This window comes from Yinghuangia sp. ASG 101, assembly GCF_021165735.1.
GTDB lineage: Bacteria > Actinomycetota > Actinomycetes > Streptomycetales > Streptomycetaceae > Yinghuangia.
The window spans coordinates 3,780,482-3,798,822 of record NZ_CP088911.1; the positions used below are offsets into that span (position 1 = coordinate 3,780,482).

General features: G+C 73.6%; 16 protein-coding genes. 8 read left to right on the forward strand and 8 right to left on the reverse strand.

From position 1 onward, the window contains the following. Window positions 1-83: 83 nt before the first annotated feature. Window positions 84-2,012: an albusnodin/ikarugamycin family macrolactam cyclase gene (locus LO772_RS16055; RefSeq protein ID WP_231779083.1), complete on the reverse strand. Its 1,929-nt coding sequence runs from the start codon at window positions 2,010-2,012 to the stop codon at window positions 84-86. 373 nt (window positions 2,013-2,385) lie between these two features. On the opposite strand from LO772_RS16055, the gene LO772_RS16060 reads away from it, so the two are divergent. The 5 genes from LO772_RS16060 to LO772_RS16080 all read left to right on the forward strand — a co-directional run bounded on the left by LO772_RS16060 (window position 2,386) and on the right by LO772_RS16080 (window position 8,444). After that, a complete protein-coding gene (locus LO772_RS16060) occupies window positions 2,386-3,990 on the forward strand; it encodes an MFS transporter (RefSeq protein WP_231779084.1) in 1,605 nt (534 codons plus the stop codon). 94 nt (window positions 3,991-4,084) lie between these two features. Next, window positions 4,085-5,308 carry an L-2-hydroxyglutarate oxidase gene (gene lhgO / locus LO772_RS16065; protein ID WP_231779085.1) on the forward strand — a complete coding sequence of 408 codons (1,224 nt, stop codon included), beginning with the start codon at window positions 4,085-4,087 and terminating at the stop codon, window positions 5,306-5,308. 109 nt (window positions 5,309-5,417) lie between these two features. After that, window positions 5,418-6,203 (forward strand): tRNA (guanosine(46)-N7)-methyltransferase TrmB, encoded by a 786-nt coding sequence (gene trmB, locus LO772_RS16070; protein ID WP_231779086.1) that lies wholly within the window; start codon window positions 5,418-5,420, stop codon window positions 6,201-6,203. A gap of 86 nt (window positions 6,204-6,289) precedes the next feature. Next, window positions 6,290-7,723 carry a PrsW family intramembrane metalloprotease gene (locus tag LO772_RS35830; RefSeq protein WP_269453219.1) on the forward strand — a complete coding sequence of 478 codons (1,434 nt, stop codon included), beginning with the start codon at window positions 6,290-6,292 and terminating at the stop codon, window positions 7,721-7,723. A 175-nt stretch (window positions 7,724-7,898) separates the two neighbouring features. Further along, on the forward strand, window positions 7,899-8,444 hold the full coding sequence (locus tag LO772_RS16080; RefSeq protein ID WP_231779087.1) for a YcxB family protein: 546 nt from the start codon (window positions 7,899-7,901) through the stop codon (window positions 8,442-8,444). A gap of 6 nt (window positions 8,445-8,450) precedes the next feature. Here LO772_RS16080 and LO772_RS16085 read toward each other — a convergent pair whose 3' ends face one another. Beyond that, window positions 8,451-8,744, reverse strand: coding sequence for a hypothetical protein (locus LO772_RS16085; RefSeq protein WP_231779088.1), 294 nt, complete (start codon window positions 8,742-8,744; stop codon window positions 8,451-8,453). A 524-nt stretch (window positions 8,745-9,268) separates the two neighbouring features. On the opposite strand from LO772_RS16085, the gene LO772_RS16090 reads away from it, so the two are divergent. Further along, a complete protein-coding gene (locus tag LO772_RS16090) occupies window positions 9,269-9,670 on the forward strand; it encodes a hypothetical protein (protein ID WP_231779089.1) in 402 nt (133 codons plus the stop codon). Between the two features lie 33 nt (window positions 9,671-9,703). On the opposite strand, the gene LO772_RS16095 is transcribed toward LO772_RS16090, so the two are convergent. Next, window positions 9,704-11,755 carry a serine/threonine-protein kinase gene (locus tag LO772_RS16095; RefSeq protein ID WP_231779090.1) on the reverse strand — a complete coding sequence of 684 codons (2,052 nt, stop codon included), beginning with the start codon at window positions 11,753-11,755 and terminating at the stop codon, window positions 9,704-9,706. A gap of 264 nt (window positions 11,756-12,019) precedes the next feature. Here LO772_RS16095 and LO772_RS16100 point away from each other — a divergent pair, with 264 nt between their 5' ends. Continuing rightward, window positions 12,020-12,211, forward strand: coding sequence for a ferredoxin (locus LO772_RS16100; protein ID WP_231779091.1), 192 nt, complete (start codon window positions 12,020-12,022; stop codon window positions 12,209-12,211). A 42-nt stretch (window positions 12,212-12,253) separates the two neighbouring features. Here the strand turns inward: LO772_RS16100 and LO772_RS16105 are convergent, their stop codons facing one another. Together LO772_RS16105 and LO772_RS16110 are read right to left on the reverse strand one after the other, a co-directional pair. Then, entirely contained in the window at window positions 12,254-13,147 is an 894-nt protein-coding gene (locus LO772_RS16105; protein WP_231779092.1) for an RDD family protein, read from the reverse strand. Window positions 13,148-13,266: 119 nt separating this feature from the next. After that, window positions 13,267-14,391 carry a S1C family serine protease gene (locus LO772_RS16110; RefSeq protein WP_231779093.1) on the reverse strand — a complete coding sequence of 375 codons (1,125 nt, stop codon included), beginning with the start codon at window positions 14,389-14,391 and terminating at the stop codon, window positions 13,267-13,269. 209 nt (window positions 14,392-14,600) lie between these two features. On the opposite strand from LO772_RS16110, the gene LO772_RS16115 reads away from it, so the two are divergent. Next, window positions 14,601-15,047: a nuclear transport factor 2 family protein gene (locus LO772_RS16115; RefSeq protein WP_231779094.1), complete on the forward strand. Its 447-nt coding sequence runs from the start codon at window positions 14,601-14,603 to the stop codon at window positions 15,045-15,047. A gap of 26 nt (window positions 15,048-15,073) precedes the next feature. Here LO772_RS16115 and LO772_RS16120 read toward each other — a convergent pair whose 3' ends face one another. From LO772_RS16120 to LO772_RS16130, 3 genes are all read right to left on the reverse strand, one after another. Next, complete coding sequence (locus LO772_RS16120) at window positions 15,074-16,210, reverse strand: CapA family protein (RefSeq protein WP_231779095.1); 1,137 nt, start codon at window positions 16,208-16,210, stop codon at window positions 15,074-15,076. 183 nt (window positions 16,211-16,393) lie between these two features. After that, window positions 16,394-16,933 (reverse strand): hypothetical protein, encoded by a 540-nt coding sequence (locus tag LO772_RS16125; RefSeq protein WP_231779096.1) that lies wholly within the window; start codon window positions 16,931-16,933, stop codon window positions 16,394-16,396. 136 nt (window positions 16,934-17,069) lie between these two features. Further along, entirely contained in the window at window positions 17,070-18,299 is a 1,230-nt protein-coding gene (locus LO772_RS16130) for an LLM class flavin-dependent oxidoreductase (RefSeq protein ID WP_231779097.1), read from the reverse strand. Window positions 18,300-18,341 lie beyond the last annotated feature (42 nt).

Genomic DNA, 18,341 nt, shown 5'->3' on the forward strand with positions numbered 1-18,341 from the left:
GCCCGCCACAGCGGGACCGGGCCTTCGTCTCCTCGGCCGTGTCCGGCGTCTCCGCGGCCGTGTCCGGTGGGTCCCGGGGTCGCTCACGCGACCGCGGCGATCACGCTCCCGGCCGTCGTCGCGGTGCCCCAGCGCATCGCCCGGCCGGCGGCGACGCCGCGCAGCCACAGCTCGGTGGCGACGATGTCGGCGAATCCGCCGAGCAGTTCGCCGGAGTCGCCGTTGTTCTCGCCTTTGCCCAGGACCGGACGGGCGGCCCGGTCCAGCGCGGCCCGCACCGCCCCGGTGTCGAGGATGCCCAGCTCGCCGAGCAGCGGGGACGCGAAGAGGTCGCGCAGGTCGGCGGCGTTGCGGCGCAGGCCCCGAATCTCCGAGCGGGTGTAGTCGCCCTTCCCGGTACGCGACAGCGCCGAGCGCGGCACCAGCCCCTCGACGGCGGTGTGCAGCAGCGTGCGCGGGCCGTCGCCGCGCCCGCGGGCCCACGCGGGCAGGGCGAGACCGGCGCGGACCACGGCGTTGTCGAGGTACGGCGCCCGCACGCGCACGCCGCCGCCCTCGGTCATCTGCTCCATGACGCGGTACCGGTCGGCCGCGCGGCGTACCGCGACCCACGACGCGCGGTCGCCGGGGCGGCGGTGGACAGCGGGGTCGCCGGGCCGGTCGGCGGCGTCGGCGGTCGTGCGGGCGAGGTGCCGCAGCGCGGCGGCGACGCGGTGCCGGGCGTCGGGGGTGGTCCACGCCGTCGCGGGCGCGGGGGCGACCCAGCTGATGAGGGCGTCCAGCCCGGGGACCGCGGCGGGCTCGCCGGGCACGCCGCCGCCGTCGAGGACCCCGGCGAGGTCGGCCAGCGCCTGGTCGAAAGTCGTGCGCCCGACGCGGCGCGCGGCGGCCACCAGGTCGCCGGGGCGGACCCCGGCGAGGCGCGCGCGGACGCGGGCGTGCCGCAGCGCGGCGATCGTGTGCCGGTCCATCGCGAGGTCGGCGAGGTAGGCGAGGGGCGTGCCGAGCACGGCGTCGCCGCCGTAGCCGGTCAGGTGCATGTCGATGCCGGTCTCTCGGGCGACCTCGAACTGCCGCCGCGTCCGGGCCGCGGTGACCAGGGGCGCGGCCGGGTCGTCGGTCGCGGGCGGCGCGTCGAACGCGTCCGCGATGCGCGAGTACGGCAGGAACTCGGGGTCGGCGGGGACCAGGAGGTGGCGCAGACGCGCGGACGACGTCACGACGCGCGAGGCGTAGTCGACGTCGTCCTGCGCGGTCGGGTCGGCCCAGGTCAGCGCGACCACCTCGCGCCGGGACGCGCGCGCCGCGAGCAGCGCGAGCACGGTGGAGTCGCGTCCGCCGGACAGGTCGGTGCCGGGTTTGTCGGAGGACGCGACGCGGCGGTCGACCGCGGCGGTGAGCGCCTCGCGCAGCGCCGCCGCGGCGGCGGGGAAGTCGAGCAGCGCGGAGCCCTGCTCGTGGAGGCGTACGCGCGCCTTCGCGCCGTTCAGCTCCAGGGTGTGGCCGCCTTCGAGGCGGTCGATGCCGGTGAACAGCGAGTGCCCGGCGACGAGTTCGGGGATCTCGGGGCACAGGACACGGGCCGCGAGCAGGTCGCGGTCGAGTTGCGCGCCGGTGAGATCGGCGAGCGGCAGGGCGTGCGAGGCGTAGACGACGCCGTCCTCGTATCGGGCGTAGTGCACCTGGCGGAGCCCCGCGAGGTCGCCGAGCACGAGTGTGCGGCGGCCGAGTTGGATCACCACGTGGTAGCTGCCGGGCCAGGTGGTGAGCGGGCGCAGTCCGCCGCCGCGCGCGACGGCGAGGCCCACCTCCAACTCGGCGTCGGTGGCGCGGCAGTCGCCCAGGACCGCCATGCGGATGCGGCCCGGCCCGTGCCCGCGGGTGAGCACGCGTACTTCCTCGGGCGGCCATGCGCCCACCAGCCACAGAGGGTCCGCGCCCTCCCAGACCACCGTCGAATTCCCGGGCGGCGGTGCCGAGTGGCCGCCGCTCGCCCCTGCGAACCAGCGCATGTCAGTTCCCCCTGAACCGCGTTCGTGCGTTTTCCCCGGCGACGGCGCCCAACCGCCGTTCGCCGCCCTGTCATTGAAACAAGATCAGGCAGGCCTGTCGGGAGCGCGCGGGCGGGCGCACGGGCACACGGCACCGGCGCACACCTGGTCATTTCGCCCGACTCTGCTGCCTTTGATTGCGAAAAATCCTTTCAGCCAATGTTTCTGACGCCGCCTCAACCAGCGCCGATCAATGGATGCCTACCGCGTGCCGGCGCCGGGTACACGCGACAACCATCACTCTTCGGTTGTGCGCCGATGCGCGAATCCGCTTACCCGCACCACCCCCGCCAGCTACCCTGGGAAGGACGGAGGTCGCCTTTGGGGGCAAGCCATGCGCAGTGGTCCTAAGCGCGACGGGTCAGGGCAAGCCGCTCTGCGACCCGCGCCGACCGCTACCCGGCTCCCGCGCGCGCTCCCCCGGTCCCGCGAATCCCGTGCCCCGCGCGAACTCCCCGAGCAGGCAACGCGTTCCGCGCCGCGCACCGCCGCCTCCGCCGCGGGGCCGCCCGGTGCCGCCGACCGGCCTCCGCCCCGCGACCGCACCCCCGACCCCCCGCCGGTCCGCGACCCCAACAAACGCCTCGGCGACCTGCTCACACACGCCGGGGTGAGCAACGCCGGCCTCGCCCGCCGGGTGAACGACCTGGGTGCGGCGAGCGGCCTCGCCCTGCGGTACGACAAAACGTCGGTGGCCCGCTGGGTCGGCAAGGGTATGACCCCCCAGGGCCCCGTGCCCCACCTGATCGCCGCCGTCCTCGCCGAACGCCTCGGCAGGCCGGTGCCGTTGGAGGAGATCGGCCTCGGCGAAACCGGCCCCACCGACCCCGACCTGGGCCTGTCCTTCCCGCGCGACCTTGCCGAAGCCGTCGTCAAGGCCACCGACCTGTGGAGGCATGACCACGTGAACCGCCGGGACTTCCTCACCGGGACATTCGCCGTCACCGCCTTCGCGACCCCGCTCGCGCGCTGGCTCATCGCCCCGGCGGACGCCCTGGCCGAACACCGCGGCACCGACCGCAGGGTCGGCCGCGCGGACGTGGCGAAGCTCCGCGAGGCGGCGGACGAGGCACGGCGCTGGGACAGCAAATACGGCGGCGGGGACTGGCGCGCGTCGATGGTCCCCGAATGCCTCCGCGTCGAGGCGACACCGCTGCTGCGCGGCTCCTACCCGGACGAGGTGGGCCGCGAGTTGTTCGGCGCCACCGCCGAACTGTCGCGGCTGGCCGGGTGGATGGCGTTCGACACCGGCCAGCACGAGATCGCGCAGCGCTACTACATCCAGGCCCTGCGGCTCGCGCGCGGCGCCGCCGACGTGCCCCTCGGCGGCTACATCCTGGCCACCATGAGCCTCCAGGCCACCTACCGCGGCCACCCGCAGACCGCGGTCGACCTCGCGCAGGCCGCCGTGGAGCGCAACGAGGGCGTCGCGACCAGCAAGGTCACCGGCTTCCTGCACCTGGTCGAGGCGCGCGCCCACGCCCGGGCCGGCGACGCGCTCGCCTGCGCCGCCTCCCTCAACGCCGCCGAGAGCCGCCTGGAGCGCGCCCGGCCCGGCGACGAGGACCCGGAGTGGATCGACTTCTTCTCGTACGACCGGCTGTGCGCGGACGGCGCGGAGTGCTACCGCGACCTGCGGCTGCCCGAGCAGACGCGGCGGTTCACCGCCACCGCGCTGGCCGGGCGCAGCGACGCGTTCGCCCGCTCGCACGGGCTGCGGCTCGCGGTCGGCGCGCAGGCCGACCTCGCGGCGGGCGACGTCGACGCGGCCTGCGGAGGCGGGATGCGCGCGCTCGCGGTCGCCGAGCGGGTGCACTCGGCCCGCAACACCGCCTACATAAGGGACCTCGTCGCCGACCTGCGCCGGTCGCACGCCCGGGTGCCGGCCGTCCGCGAGTTCAGCGACCACGTGCGCGGCACCCTCGGCACGATCGCCTGACCCCCTCGTACGAGCGAACGCGGTCCATCCCGGCCGCCCGCCGCGCCCGGTGCGCGATACTGGGCCGTCCGACGCGGTGAAGGGCGGGACGACCATGCTCAGGTACGACGTGATCGTGATCGGCGGCGGCATCGTCGGCCTGTCCACGGCGTACGCGCTGACCGAGCGCTCCCCCGGCACCACCGTCGCGGTGTGCGAGAAGGAGACCTCGTGGGCCGCGCACCAGACCGGGCGCAACAGCGGGGTCATCCACTCCGGGCTCTACTACACGCCGGGCAGCCTCAAGGCCCGCTTCGCCGTCGAGGGCGCGCGGCGCATGGTCGCGTTCTGCGCCGAGCACGGCATCGAGCACGAGGTGACCGGCAAGCTCGTCGTCGCCACCGACCCGTCCGAGCTCGACCGCCTCAAGGAGCTGTCCCGGCGCGGCGAGGCCAACGGCGTCCCGGTCCGCGAGCTGACGCCCGATCACATCAGGGAGTACGAGCCGAACATCCGTGCGATCGCCGGGCTGCACGTGGGCACCACCGGCATCGTCGACTACGCCGCGGTCTGCCGCACGCTGGTGAACCTCCTGCACAAGCGCGGCGTCTCGCTGCGCACCGGTGCGGGCGTCACGGGGCTCGCGGTGCATCCGCGCGAGGTCGTGGTGCAGACGCGGCTCGGCGAGGTGCGCGGGCGCGTCGTGGTCAACTGCGCGGGCCTCTACAGCGACCGCGTCGCGGCGATGGCGGCCGAGGCCGAGGGCGGTGCGCCCCCGCCGGTGCGCATCGTGCCGTTCCGCGGCGAGTACCACGAACTCGCGCCGCACCGGCGGGGGTTGGTGCGGGGGCTGGTGTATCCGGTGCCGGATCCGGCGTTCCCGTTCCTGGGCGTGCACCTGACGCGCGGCATCCGCGGCGACGTGCACGTGGGCCCCAACGCGGTGCTCGCCCTGCGGCGCGAGGGGTACGCGTGGCGCCAGGCCGACGCCCGCGAGCTGGCCGCGACGCTCGCGTACCCGGGGATGTGGCGCGTCGCCCGGCGGCACTGGCGGTACGGCGCCGGGGAGGTGATGCGCTCGCTCGCCAAGCCGGCCTTCACGCGCGCGGTCCAACGCATGCTCCCGGCGGTGACCGCCGACGACCTGGTGCGCGCTCCGGCCGGGGTCCGCGCGCAGGCGGTGCGCCCCGACGGCGAGCTGGTCGACGACTTCCTGTTCACCGGCGGCGAACGCGTCGTGAACGTCCTCAACGCGCCCTCCCCCGCGGCGACCGCGTCGCTCCCGATCGGGGAGGAGATCGCGGACCGCGTCCTGGAGCGGCTCGCCCCGACGCCGTAGCGATCCGACAGGCGTTCGACTCCAGGGCCTACCATCGTGGTGTCCCCCGGCGTCCGCGGATCCGCCCAGGTCCGTGCGTCGACCCGTCCCGACCCGACGAGCGCCTGTGATGTCCTCCACCGTGCCCTCCGCCGCGCCCGCGCGCCCGGCCGGTCGTGCGGGGTCGCCCCCGCCCGGTACCGAATCGACGCTGACACCGGACCCCTTCGGCGGCCCCGAGGTCGGCGTCGTCCGGACCTTCCATCCCCGGCGCGGACGCCTCAGTCCGCAGCAGCGGGACGCCATCGACCGCTTCGGCCCGGCGTACCTCCGGCCCGTCGACGGCGTGCCGCTCGACCTCGCGGCGCTGTTCGGCAACGACCGGCCGGTCGTGCTGGAGATCGGCTTCGGCATGGGCGAGGCGACGGCGGCGATGGCCGCGGCCGAGCCCGGCGTCAACATCCTCGCCACCGACATCCACACGCCCGGCATCGGCAATCTGCTGCACCTGATCGGCACCCGCGGCCGGGACAACGTGCGCGTCGCCGAGGGCGACGCCGTCGTCCTGCTGACCGAGATGATCGCGGTCGGCGCGCTCGCGGGCATACGCGTGTACTTCCCCGACCCGTGGCCGAAGTCCCGCCACCACAAGCGCCGCCTGGTACGCCCGGGTTTCGCCGCCCTCGCGGCGTCGCGCCTCGCCCCCGGCGGCACACTGCACTGCGCGACCGACTGGGCCCCGTACGCCGCGTGGATGCTCGACGTCCTGGAGGCCGAGCCTGCGCTCGCCAACGCGGCCGGGCCGGGCGGCGGGTACGTCCCGCGGCCCGATTGGCGGCCGATGACGCGCTTCGAGCGGCAGGGCCTCGCCCAAGGCCACGACGTCGCCGACCTGATCTTCACCCGGACCGCCTGACCCGCCCACCACGGCCGCGGAACATCGCCGACGTATCCCGGCAGCGCGGGGCGTCGGCCGCGCCCGACCGGGCTATCGTCACACCAATGGACGCTTCCGAGCACGCCGTGCGAGCCGCCGGATCCGGCGGCGGTCCGGTGCGTGCGCCGCGTGCCTTCCTCGCCCAACCCCGGCACCGGATGGCCGTGTGGGCGCTCGTGTTCGCGGGTTGCTGGACCGCCGCCGCGGTCAAGATCGCCGGCGTCACCGGTGCCGACGGCCTTGTGGTTGGCGTACCGCTCGCCGCGGCGCCGGTGCCGCTCGTGGTCGGGACGTTCCTGCTGCTCACCAAGGCCCGCCCGCAGCCGTGGCCGCACCTGGCGTTCGCGCTGGCGTGGGGGGCCGGTGCGGGAGCGATGGCGGCGCTGTACGCGAACTCGTGGTCGATCGACGCGATCGTCGAGCGCGCCGACGAGCGCCAGGCCGAACTGCTCGGCCTCACGGTGGTGGCCCCCTTCGTCGAGGAGGCCGCGAAGGGCGCGGCGGTGCTGTTGCTGCTGGCGTTCCGCCGGCACTGGTTCCGCGGCCCGCTCGACGGCCTGGTGCTCGCGGCGACCACCGCCGCCGGGTTCGCCTTCACCGAGAACGTGCTGTATTTCGGCCGGGCCTTCGGCGAGGCCGACGGCGGGGCGGCGTCGCAGACCGCGGCGATCTTCGTGGGCCGCGCGGTCCTGACGCCGTTCGCGCACCCGCTGTTCACCTCCGCGATCGGCCTCGCGCTGGGGTGCGGGGTGCTGATGCGGCGGCGCGCGTACGCGGTGGGCACGGCCCTGGGCGGCTACCTCGTCGCGGTCGGCCTGCACGCGGGGTGGAACGCCGCGGCGTGGAAGAGCGCGGCCGAGGACGATCCGCTCATCATGCTCGGCGTCTACTTCGCGGTCATGCTGCCGCTCCTGGCCGGGCTGTTCGTCCTCGGCGCCCGGCTGCGCCGCACACAACTGGACGCGGTGGCGCGGCAGTTGCCGTACTACGTCAGGGCGGGCTGGCTCACCTGGAACGAGGCGGTGATGCTGGGCTCGGTCACCGACCGGGGACGGCAGCGCGACGCGGCGGACGCGCGGTTCGGCAAGCGGGGGCTGCGGCTGATGCGGCAGTACCAGTGGAACGCGACCGCGCTGGCCGAGCTGCGCGACCGCACCGAGCGCGGGCACGTCACCCCGGACGCGTTCACACCGCGGGAGCGCGTCCTGCTGCACCGGCTGTGGAGCGCCCGCATGCCGCTGCACGACGTTCTGACGTACATCGTCCCGACGCCGCGCTGGGCGGCGGCCCCCGGCGGCCGTCCGCCGCACGCGGGCATGGTGTGGGCGCCGCCGGGCGCGTGGCCGGCGGGTACGCCGTATCCGCCGGCACCGGGCCATGCCGCTCCGAACGCCTACCGTGCGCCGCCGGCGGTGCACGGCGGCCCGGCGGCACACGCGTGGGAGCGCCCCCAGGCCGCGGAGCGGACCACGCAGCAGCCGTCCGCGTCACCGCCCTGAGACGCGGCGGGGCGCGTGTGTCCGGTGGGGCGCGCAAGCCGCTCGACCGGGGCGACACCGGGGCGCTTCCGTCGGTTTTCGGCCATCCCGGCCACCTCCCCGGCCGTGTCCGCGCGTGCGCCGCCGGGCCGCCGGGCCCGTGGGCGCGAGCGCCGATACGCGCACCGCGCGCCGCATGGCACGATGGTCCACCTCACCGCCCGCCCGTCCCGGGGCCCGTCTGGAGAACTCCGTGCACATCACCGCCAGCTACATCCCCACCGAACGCGATATCGCCGACGGAGTCGTCGCGTTCCGCCGCGGGCTCTTCCGCGGTCTGACCGGCGCCGGCACGGCCCTGGTGGGGCTCGGCCTGGCGGTGCTGCTGATCGAGGCGCTCGACGGCCCGATCGCGTTCTGGCCGTTCATCTTCCTGGCGTTCGGGGCGGCGATGCTCGCCCTGCGGTTCTGGGCTCCGGTGCAGGCGGCGCGGCAGAACCGGCACATGCACGGCGACGTCTGCGAGGTGACGCTGACCGACGAGGTGTACCGGTCGGCGATAGGGGCGAACCGGGCGGAGATCCCGTGGGACACGTTCCGGCGGCTGCGGTCGGTGGGCGACCAGTGGATCTTCGAGTTCAATCCGGCGCAGGCGATCATGGTGCCGCACCGCGTCTTCAGCGACGAGCAGAACGCCGAGATCGGCGGCTTCCTGAGCGGGCGCGGCCTCACCCGCAGGTGACGCGCGTCAACGCCTCCAGCGGCGCCGGTCGGCGGGCCGCTCGATGGGCCGCAGCGCGTAGTCGCCGCGCGCCCGTGCGGCCCGTTCGCGGTCCATCTGCCGGGCGATGACGACCTCCAGCGCGCTCCAGCCGCACGCCAGCAGGAACAGCGCGCCGACCAGGAGCGCGACGATCCACAGCCACGAGCCCGCCAGCACCGCCATGTAGGCCACCATCGCGGCGACCACGACCAGGGCGAAGAAGACCACCGTCAACGCCGCGGCGTCGCCCGCGCGTTCCGAGAGTCGGTCCCGTCCCATCGGACGCGTCCTCCCACCCCATCGCGTGTGCCCCCCGGTGGTGCCGCCGTCGCGCCACCGGGTCTCCCCCAGCCGGTTGATGCCCGCAAACCGCTTCGGCATACGCGCGAGGCATTCATGAATCTACGATGAACTTCCAACCATACGGTAATGCGCACAAGGCCAGTTCGCGTTCCACAAGGTGAATTCCGGGCGACACGACGGTACTTCCACGGCATCCGCCGAGACCACACTGCACGGAACAGACGCGACACGTCGGCGAAACAGCCCTGGAACATAGGAAATCAGACAATAAGCACAGGTATTCGGCGAGCACTCGGCGTCGGACCGAATGGCTGGTATACGTAGGACACTCACCGGCGGAGTCGGTGGCCGCCATGCAACACAGCGGAGTAGGTGGCGCCGGACGGCCCAGCGGACTCGCTCGGTGGCCGCCACAACCGCACGACACACACCCGACAGACGTGTCGGAGACCCGACGCAGGCGATCAGAGGGGCAGCGCGTGATCCGGTACCGACTCCGGGTGGACTTCTACCAAGACGTCCCGGAGGATCGGCCCCCGACGGGGTACGTCGGCTCGCTGCTGTCCGGCGACTTCGCCGGCCCCGCCCTCCCGCGCGGCGGCGACTCCGTGTCGGCCATACCGCTCGGCGGCGCGTTCGTCGGGCCGTGGACCGGCGGGCCGTACATGATCGTGCACCGGGTCGAGCACCACCCCGTGCCCGTCGACCTCGACGGGCACATCGTGGACTGGTGGGAGCAGTACCCGCACCCGTCCGTGCACGTGGTGGTGCGCGCCGAGTGGCCGTCCGAGGAGAAGGACGAGCACGAGCTGATGAACCAGTACGAGGCCCAGGGCTGGAGCTCGTTCCCCTCCGGGCCGGAGAACCCCTTCATCGCGACGGCCGACGTCGCGGTCTTCTGACGGCCCGCGCCCCGCACGCGGACCGGCGCACGCTCACGACGAGCGGTACGCCGAGCGGTCCGCCGTCGACATGATCTTCTGGACCACCGGGTCGTACGTCCTCGGCAGCGCCGCGGTGCTGAACGAGATCTTCGACATCGGCAGCCACCACACCTGCGGCTCGATCTTCCGGCCGTCCGCGCACTTGACGGTGTAGAGCGCGTATTCGTACGTCAGTTCGCCGACCTTCGAGAAGGTCCGGCCGGTGGTCTTCCCGGTCGGCTTGCCGCCCGTGCCGGCCTCGCCGGGGCACGACGTGGCCGGGGTGCCCAGCGTCCAGCCGTTCACGTTCTCGAACACGGTCTTGCGGTCCAGGTCGGCGCCCGCCCAGACGCGCAGGCCGCCGCGCAGGCAGTCGGCGCGCTCCTCGGCGGAGAGTTCGAGCGGGGTGATGCACACCGACGTGTCGTCCATGGGCCGGGCCTCCCACCCGGCGGGGATGTCGAGCTTGATGTGGCGCAGGTCGTACACCCCGGGGCCCTGGACCGTGCCCTTGGGCGGCGTGTCCGGCGCCGTGCTCGGGGGCTGCGCGACCGGGTCGTCCTTCGTGCCGTCGCCCCCGCGCGTCGCGAGCACGACGACCACCGCGACCGCGATGACCGCGACCGCCGCGACGACGGCCATCAGCGGCTTCCCGACGCGTCCGTCGCGGCGCGGCGGTTCCGCCGCCCGCTCGGCCCTGCGGCGGCCGGGGCCCGGCGGGGGCGGGGCCGACCCGTACGGCTCGGACACCGGCGGGATGCCGCCGACCACCGTGTCGGCCTGGTCGTTCGGGTCGTGGCCCGGCCAGTGCGGCGCGGCCGGGCCCGCCTGGTGGTAGGCCTCGGTGCCGTACGTCCCCGGAGCCGCGTACGCGTCCGGTGCGGGGCCCGCGGCCGGGCCGCCCCCGTACGGCGGCGGCGGGACGGAGACCGGCGGCAGGGTCTGCGTCTCGGCCGCCGACGCGTACGGCGGCACCGCCTGCGGACCGGGCGCGTACGGGTTCGCGGGCGCTTCCCCGTATCCCGGCGGCCCGCCGTGGCCGTGCGGTGTTCCCGGTACGCCGCCCGGCACGCCGCCGAACGCCGGCCGCGGCGCGGCGACCGTGTGCGCGTCCGCCGCCCCCGGGTCGGCCGTCGCGCCTCCCCCCGCGGCCGGGTCCTTCCAGTGCAGGTGGATGAGCGACGTCGCGTCGGAGACCGGGTCGAGCGCGGGGGCCTGCGCCGCCCCCAGCGCGCCGCGCCACGCCGAGGTGACCTGGCCGAGGAGTTCGTGGGCGGACGGGCGGCACAGCGGGTCCTTGTCCGCGGCGCGCTCGACGATGCCGCGCAGCGGGTGCGGCACACCGGAGATGTCGGCTTCCTCCGCGAGCACGCGCATCGCGACGACCTCGGGGGCGCCGGTGCCGAACGGGATGACGCCGGTGGACGCGTACGCCACCATCATCGCCCACGCGTACACGTCCGCGGCCGGCGTGCTGTTGTGCCCGCGGAACCGCTCGGGGCTCATCCACGCGGGCGAGCCGATCATCATGCCGGTGCGGGTGAGCCCGCTGTCCTCCATCGACCGGGCGATGCCGAGGTCGAGGACGCGCGGCCCGGCCGGCGAGCAGACGACGTTCTGCGGTTTCAGGTCGCGGTGCACGATGCCGACGCCGTGGAGCGCGACGAGGGCTTCGGCGAGCCCCGCGGCCAGTGCGAAGAGTTCGTCGCCGGACATCGGGCCGTTCCGGTCGACGCGCTCGGCGAGGGTCGGGCCGGGCACGTACTCGCACGCGAACCACGGTTGGGGGGCGTCGACGTCGGCGTCGAGCACCGGTGTCGTACAGGTGCCGCGCACACGCCGCAGCAGCGCCACCTCGCGCGTGAACCGGGCCCGGAACTCGCGGTCGTCGGAGAACTGCGCGTGGACGATCTTGATGGCCACGCGCCGGTCGAACTGGTCGAGGCCGGCGAACACCGAGCCCATGCCGCCGGATCCGAGGCGTCCGGTGAGCCGATAGGTCCCGACCGCCCGCGGATCCGCGTCTCCGAGGGGGCGTATGCCCGTACCGGCCTCGGCTGCCATGCCGCCTCCGCACGCTGTTTCACCGGAGAGGGCCCCGAGCGCCCGCCTCCTCGTCCGAGGCATCCTCTCACTCCTGACGGCGCGGCAATTGGCCTCGGGCGCACGGCAATCCCGCCTGAGGCTCCGTCAACCGGCGTCCCCCGACGAGGTGAACCGGCGGACGAAGGCTGGCCTTACCGGCACGGGCGCGTGATAGGTGTGCGGAGGCCGATCACCACCGACCGGTCGCAGCGACCGCTGCCCGCCGGACGACCGGAGGAACGCATGAAGATCAACGTCGACTTCGACAAGTGCAAGAGCAACGCGCTGTGCATGGCCGAGGCGCCCGAGGTGTTCGAGGTGCGGGACGACAACTTCCTGTACATCCTCGACGAGAACCCCGCGGAGGAGCTGCACGAGCGGGTCCGCGAGGCCGCCCGCGTCTGCCCGACGCAGGCCATCACCGTCGAGGACTGAGCGGTACCGCACCGACCGGGCGCCGGCGCGGTACCCGCGGCGTCAGTCGCGCCGCCTGCGCAGCCGCTCGCGGGCGTTGCGCGCCTGCTCGGACGCCGTGGTGCCGAGCCGCGACACCTGCCCCGGGAGCGCCGAACCCGCCTGCCGGGCCGCGCTTCCCGCACCGCGCCCCAGCTCGGCGGCCCGGGCGAGCGGCTTGACGTTGACCACGGTGGTCCCGGCGGCGCGGTCGTGCCACGCCCGGCGGCGGCGGCCGAGCACGGCGAGCGGATCGAAGAAGCCGACGAGGCTGACGACGCCGCAGACCACGGCGAACGTCCATTGCCGCAGGATGAGTTCGTACCACATGAGCATGAGGGCGGCCCACGGCACGAACACCGCGACGAACGTGCGGCGTCCCGACCGGGCGAGCCCGAGGCGGCTGGAACCGCCGGTCTGCGGAACCACCTTCATGCCGAGCATCATCTTGCCGAGGGTGCGCCCGAAGAACGCGTGCATCAGCCAGTCGTAGAGCGTCGGCAGCAGCAGGTGCGCGAGGACCAGCAGGAGCAGGATCAGCTTGGTCTTGTCCCACAGCCCGTCGACCGCCTCCAGCGGCGCGCGCTGGGCCTTGTCGGCGTCACCGCGCAGCAGGGACCAGAACACCTTGTGGAACGTGGTGTTCTGGAGGTCGGCGGCCTTGCCCTGAAGGTAGTTGTACGCGAGGAACCAGAACGGGATCACCAGCGCGGTCGCCAGCACGTAGTCGGCCATCCGCGCCACCAGGCGCAGGAACCGCGACGCGCGCGGGAGTTCGGCGGGCGGGGGCGGCGTGGCCGGTGCGCTCGGCGGCGAACCGGCGGGAGCCATCGGCGGGGGCCGCCAATCGGACGATGGCGGACCGTGCAGCGGCCACGGGCCCGGAGTCTGCTGCCCGGGTTGCTGAGGGAACGTCATGCACGGGAAGGTGCCGCGCCGTTGCCCGTACCGTCAAGACCACGCGGTGCGGCTTTGCGGTGGTATTCAGGGGAGTTGCGGCTGTTTGCTCGGTTCGGTTGTGGCTGAACCGGAACCGTTCAGGGCAGTTCGCCGAGTGTGACGTCGACCGTCGCGGTGCTTCCGTCGGCGCGCAGGAGGTCGACCTTGGCGACGTCGCCCGGTTTGAGGCCCGCGAGCAGTTCGGAGAGTGCGGACTGCGTCGGGGTCGGGGTGCCGTTGACGGCGGTGATGACGTCGCCCGGCTGGATTCCGGCATGCGCCGCGCCGCTGTCCGGGTTCACGGTGACGACGCCGACGCCCTGGGTGCCGCCCTGTCGGCCGACCACGGTGGTCGCGGTGATGCCGAGTGCCGCGCGGTTGGAGTCGGTGACGCGGCCGTCCCGGATCATCTGGTCGGCGAGGTTCTTGGCGGTGTTGGACGGGATCGCGAAGCCGATGCCGGGCGCCGGGGTGTTGGGGCCGCTGGCCGCCGCGAGGGTCGGGATGCCGACCACACTGCCGTTCAGGTCGACGAGGGCGCCGCCGCTGTTGCCGGGGTTGATGGCCGCGGTGGTCTGGATCAGGTTCGGGATGGTCACGGCGGACGATCCGCCGCCGTCGGCGGATTCGCTCTGCGTGCGGCCCAGTGCCGACACGATGCCCTCGCTGACGCTGCCGGACAGGCCGAGGGGGTTGCCCATCGCCAGCACGATCGTGCCGACGTCCAGCGCCGACGAGTCGCCCCAGCTCGCGGGGCGCAGGTCGGACGGCGGATTGTCGAGCCGGATCACCGCGACGTCGTTGGGCGGGTACGCCGCGACGAGGTGGGCGCTGACGGGCTGCGCGCCGGTCGCGAGCGTCACCTGGAACTGCGTCGCGCTGCCGACCACGTGCGCGTTGGTGACGATGTTGCCGGCGTTGTCGTAGACGATGCCCGACCCGAGCCCGTCGTCGGTGGTGATCTGCACGACCGACGGCAGGACGTTGACCACGACCTTGTGGTACGCGTCCTCCAGGTCGCGCGCGGGGCCGGGGGGCTCGACCGCGGCGATGCCCGGCACGGACGGGGCGGAGGGGGTGCCGACGGCCGTACTGCCGCGGTTGTCGCCGCCCCCGTCGTCGCTGCACGCCACACCGCCGCACGCCAGTGCGAGGACGACCGCGCACACCGCGACCGCCCTGCGACCTCGTGCCCACCGCGCCCCTGACGCCACCGGTGTCACCGCAACTCCCTCGTCGGCCGGACCGGAATCCGCACGCAGGTGCCCCCTGGGCGGGGGGCGAAACCTTCCGGGCGGCGGGTCGCGGCGGCTCAGGGGCCGTGCCGTTCGCCCGTGGCTCTTGCTTGTTGCGCCGAACACCGGTGACATAACGCGGGCGGCGGGCCGATCCGCGCTCGCCGGACGGGCGACGCGCGCACTCCGGAGGAACGATGCTCTCGCTGCAGGAGATCTCCGACCGCTTGGAGATCCAGGACCTGCTGGTCCGCTATTCGCACGCGGTCGACACCCGGCAATGGGATCTGCTCGACGACGTGTTCACCGCGGACGCCCACATCGACTACTCGGCGGTGGGCGGTTCGGCCGGGGACCTCACGGCGACGAAGAAGTTCCTCGCCGACGTGATGCCGATGTTCACGGCCTTCCAGCACCTCGTCGCCAACTCGTCGGTCACCGTGGACGGCGACACCGCGACCGCCCGCACGATGTGCCACAACCCGATGCTGCTGCCCGGCGACGACGGTCGGCAGAGCCTGATGATGTGCGGCCTGTGGTACCTGGACACGTTCGTCCGCGTCGACGGCGCGTGGCGCATCAGGTCGCGCACGGAGGAGAAGAGCTTCATGTACGTGGCGCCCGCGACCCCCGCGATGGGCTGACCCGGCGCCGCGCGCCGCGCCGCCGCTCAGGCGGGCGGCGCGGTCAGCCCGGTGCAGGGCCGCAGGGAATCCCGCCGCCGGGTGATGCGCTCGGCCTCGGCACCGGTCTGCGGCACGGGGACGCCGCGCCCGTCGATGAACGCCGGGGTGAACTCCTCGCCGACGACCTTGCCGTGGGTGATGGTCAGGGTGGTCACGCCGGTGTCGTCGGAGTCGGGGTAGGGGGAGGTCCCGTACCACAGGAAGTTCCCGAAGCCGTAGCCCACGTACGTCTTGCCGAGCATGCCCGCGCCCTGCATGACGTGGGCGTGGGTGCCGACGACGGCCGCCGCGCCGGCGTCCGCGAGCTTTTGGGCGAGGGTCTTCTGCTCGGCCGACGGGCACTTCTGGCCCTCGATGCCCCAGTGCATGTAGACCACGACGACATCGGCGGCGGCCTTGGCCTCCTTGACCGCCTGGACCAGGCGCGTGGCGGTCAGGGCCGACGCGATGCCGGGCTTGCGGGGACCGGCGGCGTACTTCGCGTTGGTGAGGTCCTGGACCTGGCTCGCGGCGACGAACGCGACCTTGACGCCGTTCGCCTCGGCGATCCACGGCCGGAACGCGGCGGCGGTGTCGGTGCCGATCCCGATGACGGGGAGCGCGGACGTGCGGGCGGCTTCCAGCGAGTCCTGGAGCCCGACCGGGCCGTAGTCGACGGCGTGGTTGTTGGCCATGCCGACCACGTCCACGCCGGACGCCGCGAGCGCGTCGAGGGACGAGGCGGGGGTCCGGAAGTGGTACAGCTTCTCCTCGGCCGTGCCCCGCTCGGTGATCGCCGACTCCAGGTTCACCATCGCGAAGTCGGCGCGCGCGAACGTCTCGTGGAGGGGCCCGAGCGCGGTCTCCGGGCCGGCCGCGAGCCGCGCCTCGGTGCGTTCGGAGAAGTGCACGTCGCCCCCGAACGCGATGGTCACGGTGCCGGGGACGGCGGGCGGCCGGGGCGGGGCGGTGGGGCTCGGTGCGCCGGGCGTCGGCGCGCCGGCGGAGGCGACCGGCGCCACCGGGGAGCCGCTTTTCCCGCCCGCGTCGTCGGAGCCGTCGAGGAGCGAGCATCCGGCGGCCAGGGCGAGCGCCGCGCCGCCGGCGATGACCCGGATCCACCGGGGGGAGCGTAGGGGCACCGGCACACGGTAGTGCTCCGCGGGGCCGGGCACGGCGACGGGCCCCGGTCTGGTGGCGGGGCCCGTCGTACGCGAGGTCTGGTCCTCCGGGCCCGATCATGGATCCTACGTCCGGGCACGCCGAAGGCCTTCACATCTTAGCAGATCCGGCGCTCTCACCTGCGAAAGCCGGTCCGCGGGCGCTCAGGCGCGGTTGATCGCGTCGTAGACGCGCTCCGCGAGCTCCGGGTGCATGTCGAGGTAGCCCTCGTCGTCCACCTCGAACGCGCCGGTGCGGTAGCTCTCCACGAACGTGCGCAGCATGCGCTCCATGTCGGGGTAGTCGGTCTGGTCCGGCGCGCCGTCGACGTAGCTCCAGACCTGGACGATGCCCTCGTGGGCGGTCCACGCCACCGCGTAGAAGTCCCCGGCGGGCGACACCAGCAGCGGCAGCCAGTAGGTGTCGCCGTCCGCCTCCACCTCCACCGCGTCCCGGAACTCCAGCGCCTCGTCCAGGCTGACCAGCACGTAGCCGGGGATGAACGACGCGTCGTCGACGGTCTGGTCCTCCTCGGCGTGCGTGCCGTCCGCCCAGCCGAACCAAGCGATCAGCTCGTCCGGCGCGGCATCGAGCCGTGAGCGCACCGCCTCGGGCGGCAGCCCCGGCTCGAACAGGTCGACGACCTTGCGGTCCAGCCTGTCCAGCTCGCGCCGTACCCCGTCGAGCCCCTCCGTGATCGCCATACATCTCCTCCTGTACGCGTACGCGCCGTGCGCACCCGCGTACAGGATGTCGTACGCCACCGCCTCACCCGCCGACGCCGGTGCCGTGGCCGGAAAGGTTCACCGGTTCCCGCCGCCCGGGGAACGGTGGCACCGGTCAGGTGGCGCGGCGGCCGTCCACGCCGATGATCGCGCTCTCGGGCAGCACGGTGTGCCTCAGCTCGGGGTCGACCGGGCCGTTGAACGGCGGGTACTTGGGGCCTTGCGCGCCCCGCCGGTAGACGGCCGTGGAGTGCTCGGGGCTGGTGTCGAACTCGGGGATGACCTGGTCGCCGAACAGCTCCAGCATCTCCAGGTTCTCCTCGTGCGACATGCCGTCGTTGATGCCGAAGACGAGCTGGTCGGTGCCGACCTCGCGGTAGGCCTCGATCTGCTCGCACACCTCCTCCGGCGTGCCGACCAGCATGAGGCCGGCCTCGATCGCGAAGTCGAGGAACTCGTCGCCGCCCTGCGACAGGTCGAACGGCGGCTCGGGCCACGTGATGGCGTCGGCGGACTTCGGCATCGTGTCGTGGTAGAGGTTCACCATCGTGACCAGGTAGCCGCGGCCCTTGGAGATGGCGATCTCGCGGGCGCGCCGGCGGTCGCCGAGGCAGATGACCGCGTTGGTCATCATCACGTTGTTGTTCTGGTAGTCGCCCAGGATCTCGACGGGGTTCTCGGCGGCTTCCTTGTAGGCCTCGATGCGGCCCTTGAGGTTGTAGATCGGCTCGAAGTTGAACGCGATCGCGCCGATGCCCAGCGAGCCGGCCTTGGCGAACGAGCCGGGGTTGCCGCACGCCATCCAGATCGGCGGGTGGGAGTGGCCGTAGGGCTTGGGCAGGATGTTGTGCGGGGTCGGCACGGTGAAGTGCTCGCCGTGGAAGGAGTAGTCGTACTGCTCCCACATCCGTACGATCTCGCGGGCGACCTCGTCCCACTCGGCCTTGGTCGAGTTGGTGTCCATGATGTTGAACGACGCGACCTCGTGGCTGCCCGCGCCGCGGCCGGTGCCCCACTCGAAGCGGCCCTCGGTGACGTGGTCGAGCATCGCCGCGCGCTCGGCGTACCGGACCGGGTGTTCCTTGCGGGGCGAGAGGCTGTTGATGCCGGTGCACAAGTGGATGCGCTCGGTCTTGGCGGCGACGTAGCCCATGACGACCTCGGGCGCGGACATGTGGCTGTACTCGGTCAGCGCGTGGTGCTCGCCGAACCAGAGGTACTTCCAGTTGTGCTTGTCGGCCTTGACCGCCAGCTCCATCTCGCGCCGGAGCGCCAGGTGCTCGGACGCACGGTCGTGCGCAGCGGGGCCGGGGATGTAACCGTTCAGGAAGATGCCGAACTCCACCTGGAGCCTCCCTAATCGCCTGTCCGACGAGGTCGCCAATGG

Bases quoted from the DNA above. Each gene is read 5' to 3' on its own strand.
- LO772_RS16055 (WP_231779083.1), bottom strand. From the start codon at position 2,012: ATGCGCTGGTTCGCAGGGGCGAGCGGCGGCCACTCGGCACCGCCGCCC.
- LO772_RS16060 (WP_231779084.1), top strand. From the start codon at position 2,386: ATGCGCAGTGGTCCTAAGCGCGACGGGTCAGGGCAAGCCGCTCTGCGA.
- lhgO (WP_231779085.1), top strand. From the start codon at position 4,085: ATGCTCAGGTACGACGTGATCGTGATCGGCGGCGGCATCGTCGGCCTG.
- trmB (WP_231779086.1), top strand. From the start codon at position 5,418: ATGTCCTCCACCGTGCCCTCCGCCGCGCCCGCGCGCCCGGCCGGTCGT.
- LO772_RS35830 (WP_269453219.1), top strand. From the start codon at position 6,290: ATGGACGCTTCCGAGCACGCCGTGCGAGCCGCCGGATCCGGCGGCGGT.
- LO772_RS16080 (WP_231779087.1), top strand. From the start codon at position 7,899: ATGGCACGATGGTCCACCTCACCGCCCGCCCGTCCCGGGGCCCGTCTG.
- LO772_RS16085 (WP_231779088.1), bottom strand. From the start codon at position 8,744: ATGGGACGGGACCGACTCTCGGAACGCGCGGGCGACGCCGCGGCGTTG.
- LO772_RS16095 (WP_231779090.1), bottom strand. From the start codon at position 11,755: ATGGCAGCCGAGGCCGGTACGGGCATACGCCCCCTCGGAGACGCGGAT.
- LO772_RS16100 (WP_231779091.1), top strand. From the start codon at position 12,020: ATGAAGATCAACGTCGACTTCGACAAGTGCAAGAGCAACGCGCTGTGC.
- LO772_RS16105 (WP_231779092.1), bottom strand. From the start codon at position 13,147: ATGACGTTCCCTCAGCAACCCGGGCAGCAGACTCCGGGCCCGTGGCCG.
- LO772_RS16115 (WP_231779094.1), top strand. From the start codon at position 14,601: ATGCTCTCGCTGCAGGAGATCTCCGACCGCTTGGAGATCCAGGACCTG.
- LO772_RS16125 (WP_231779096.1), bottom strand. From the start codon at position 16,933: ATGGCGATCACGGAGGGGCTCGACGGGGTACGGCGCGAGCTGGACAGG.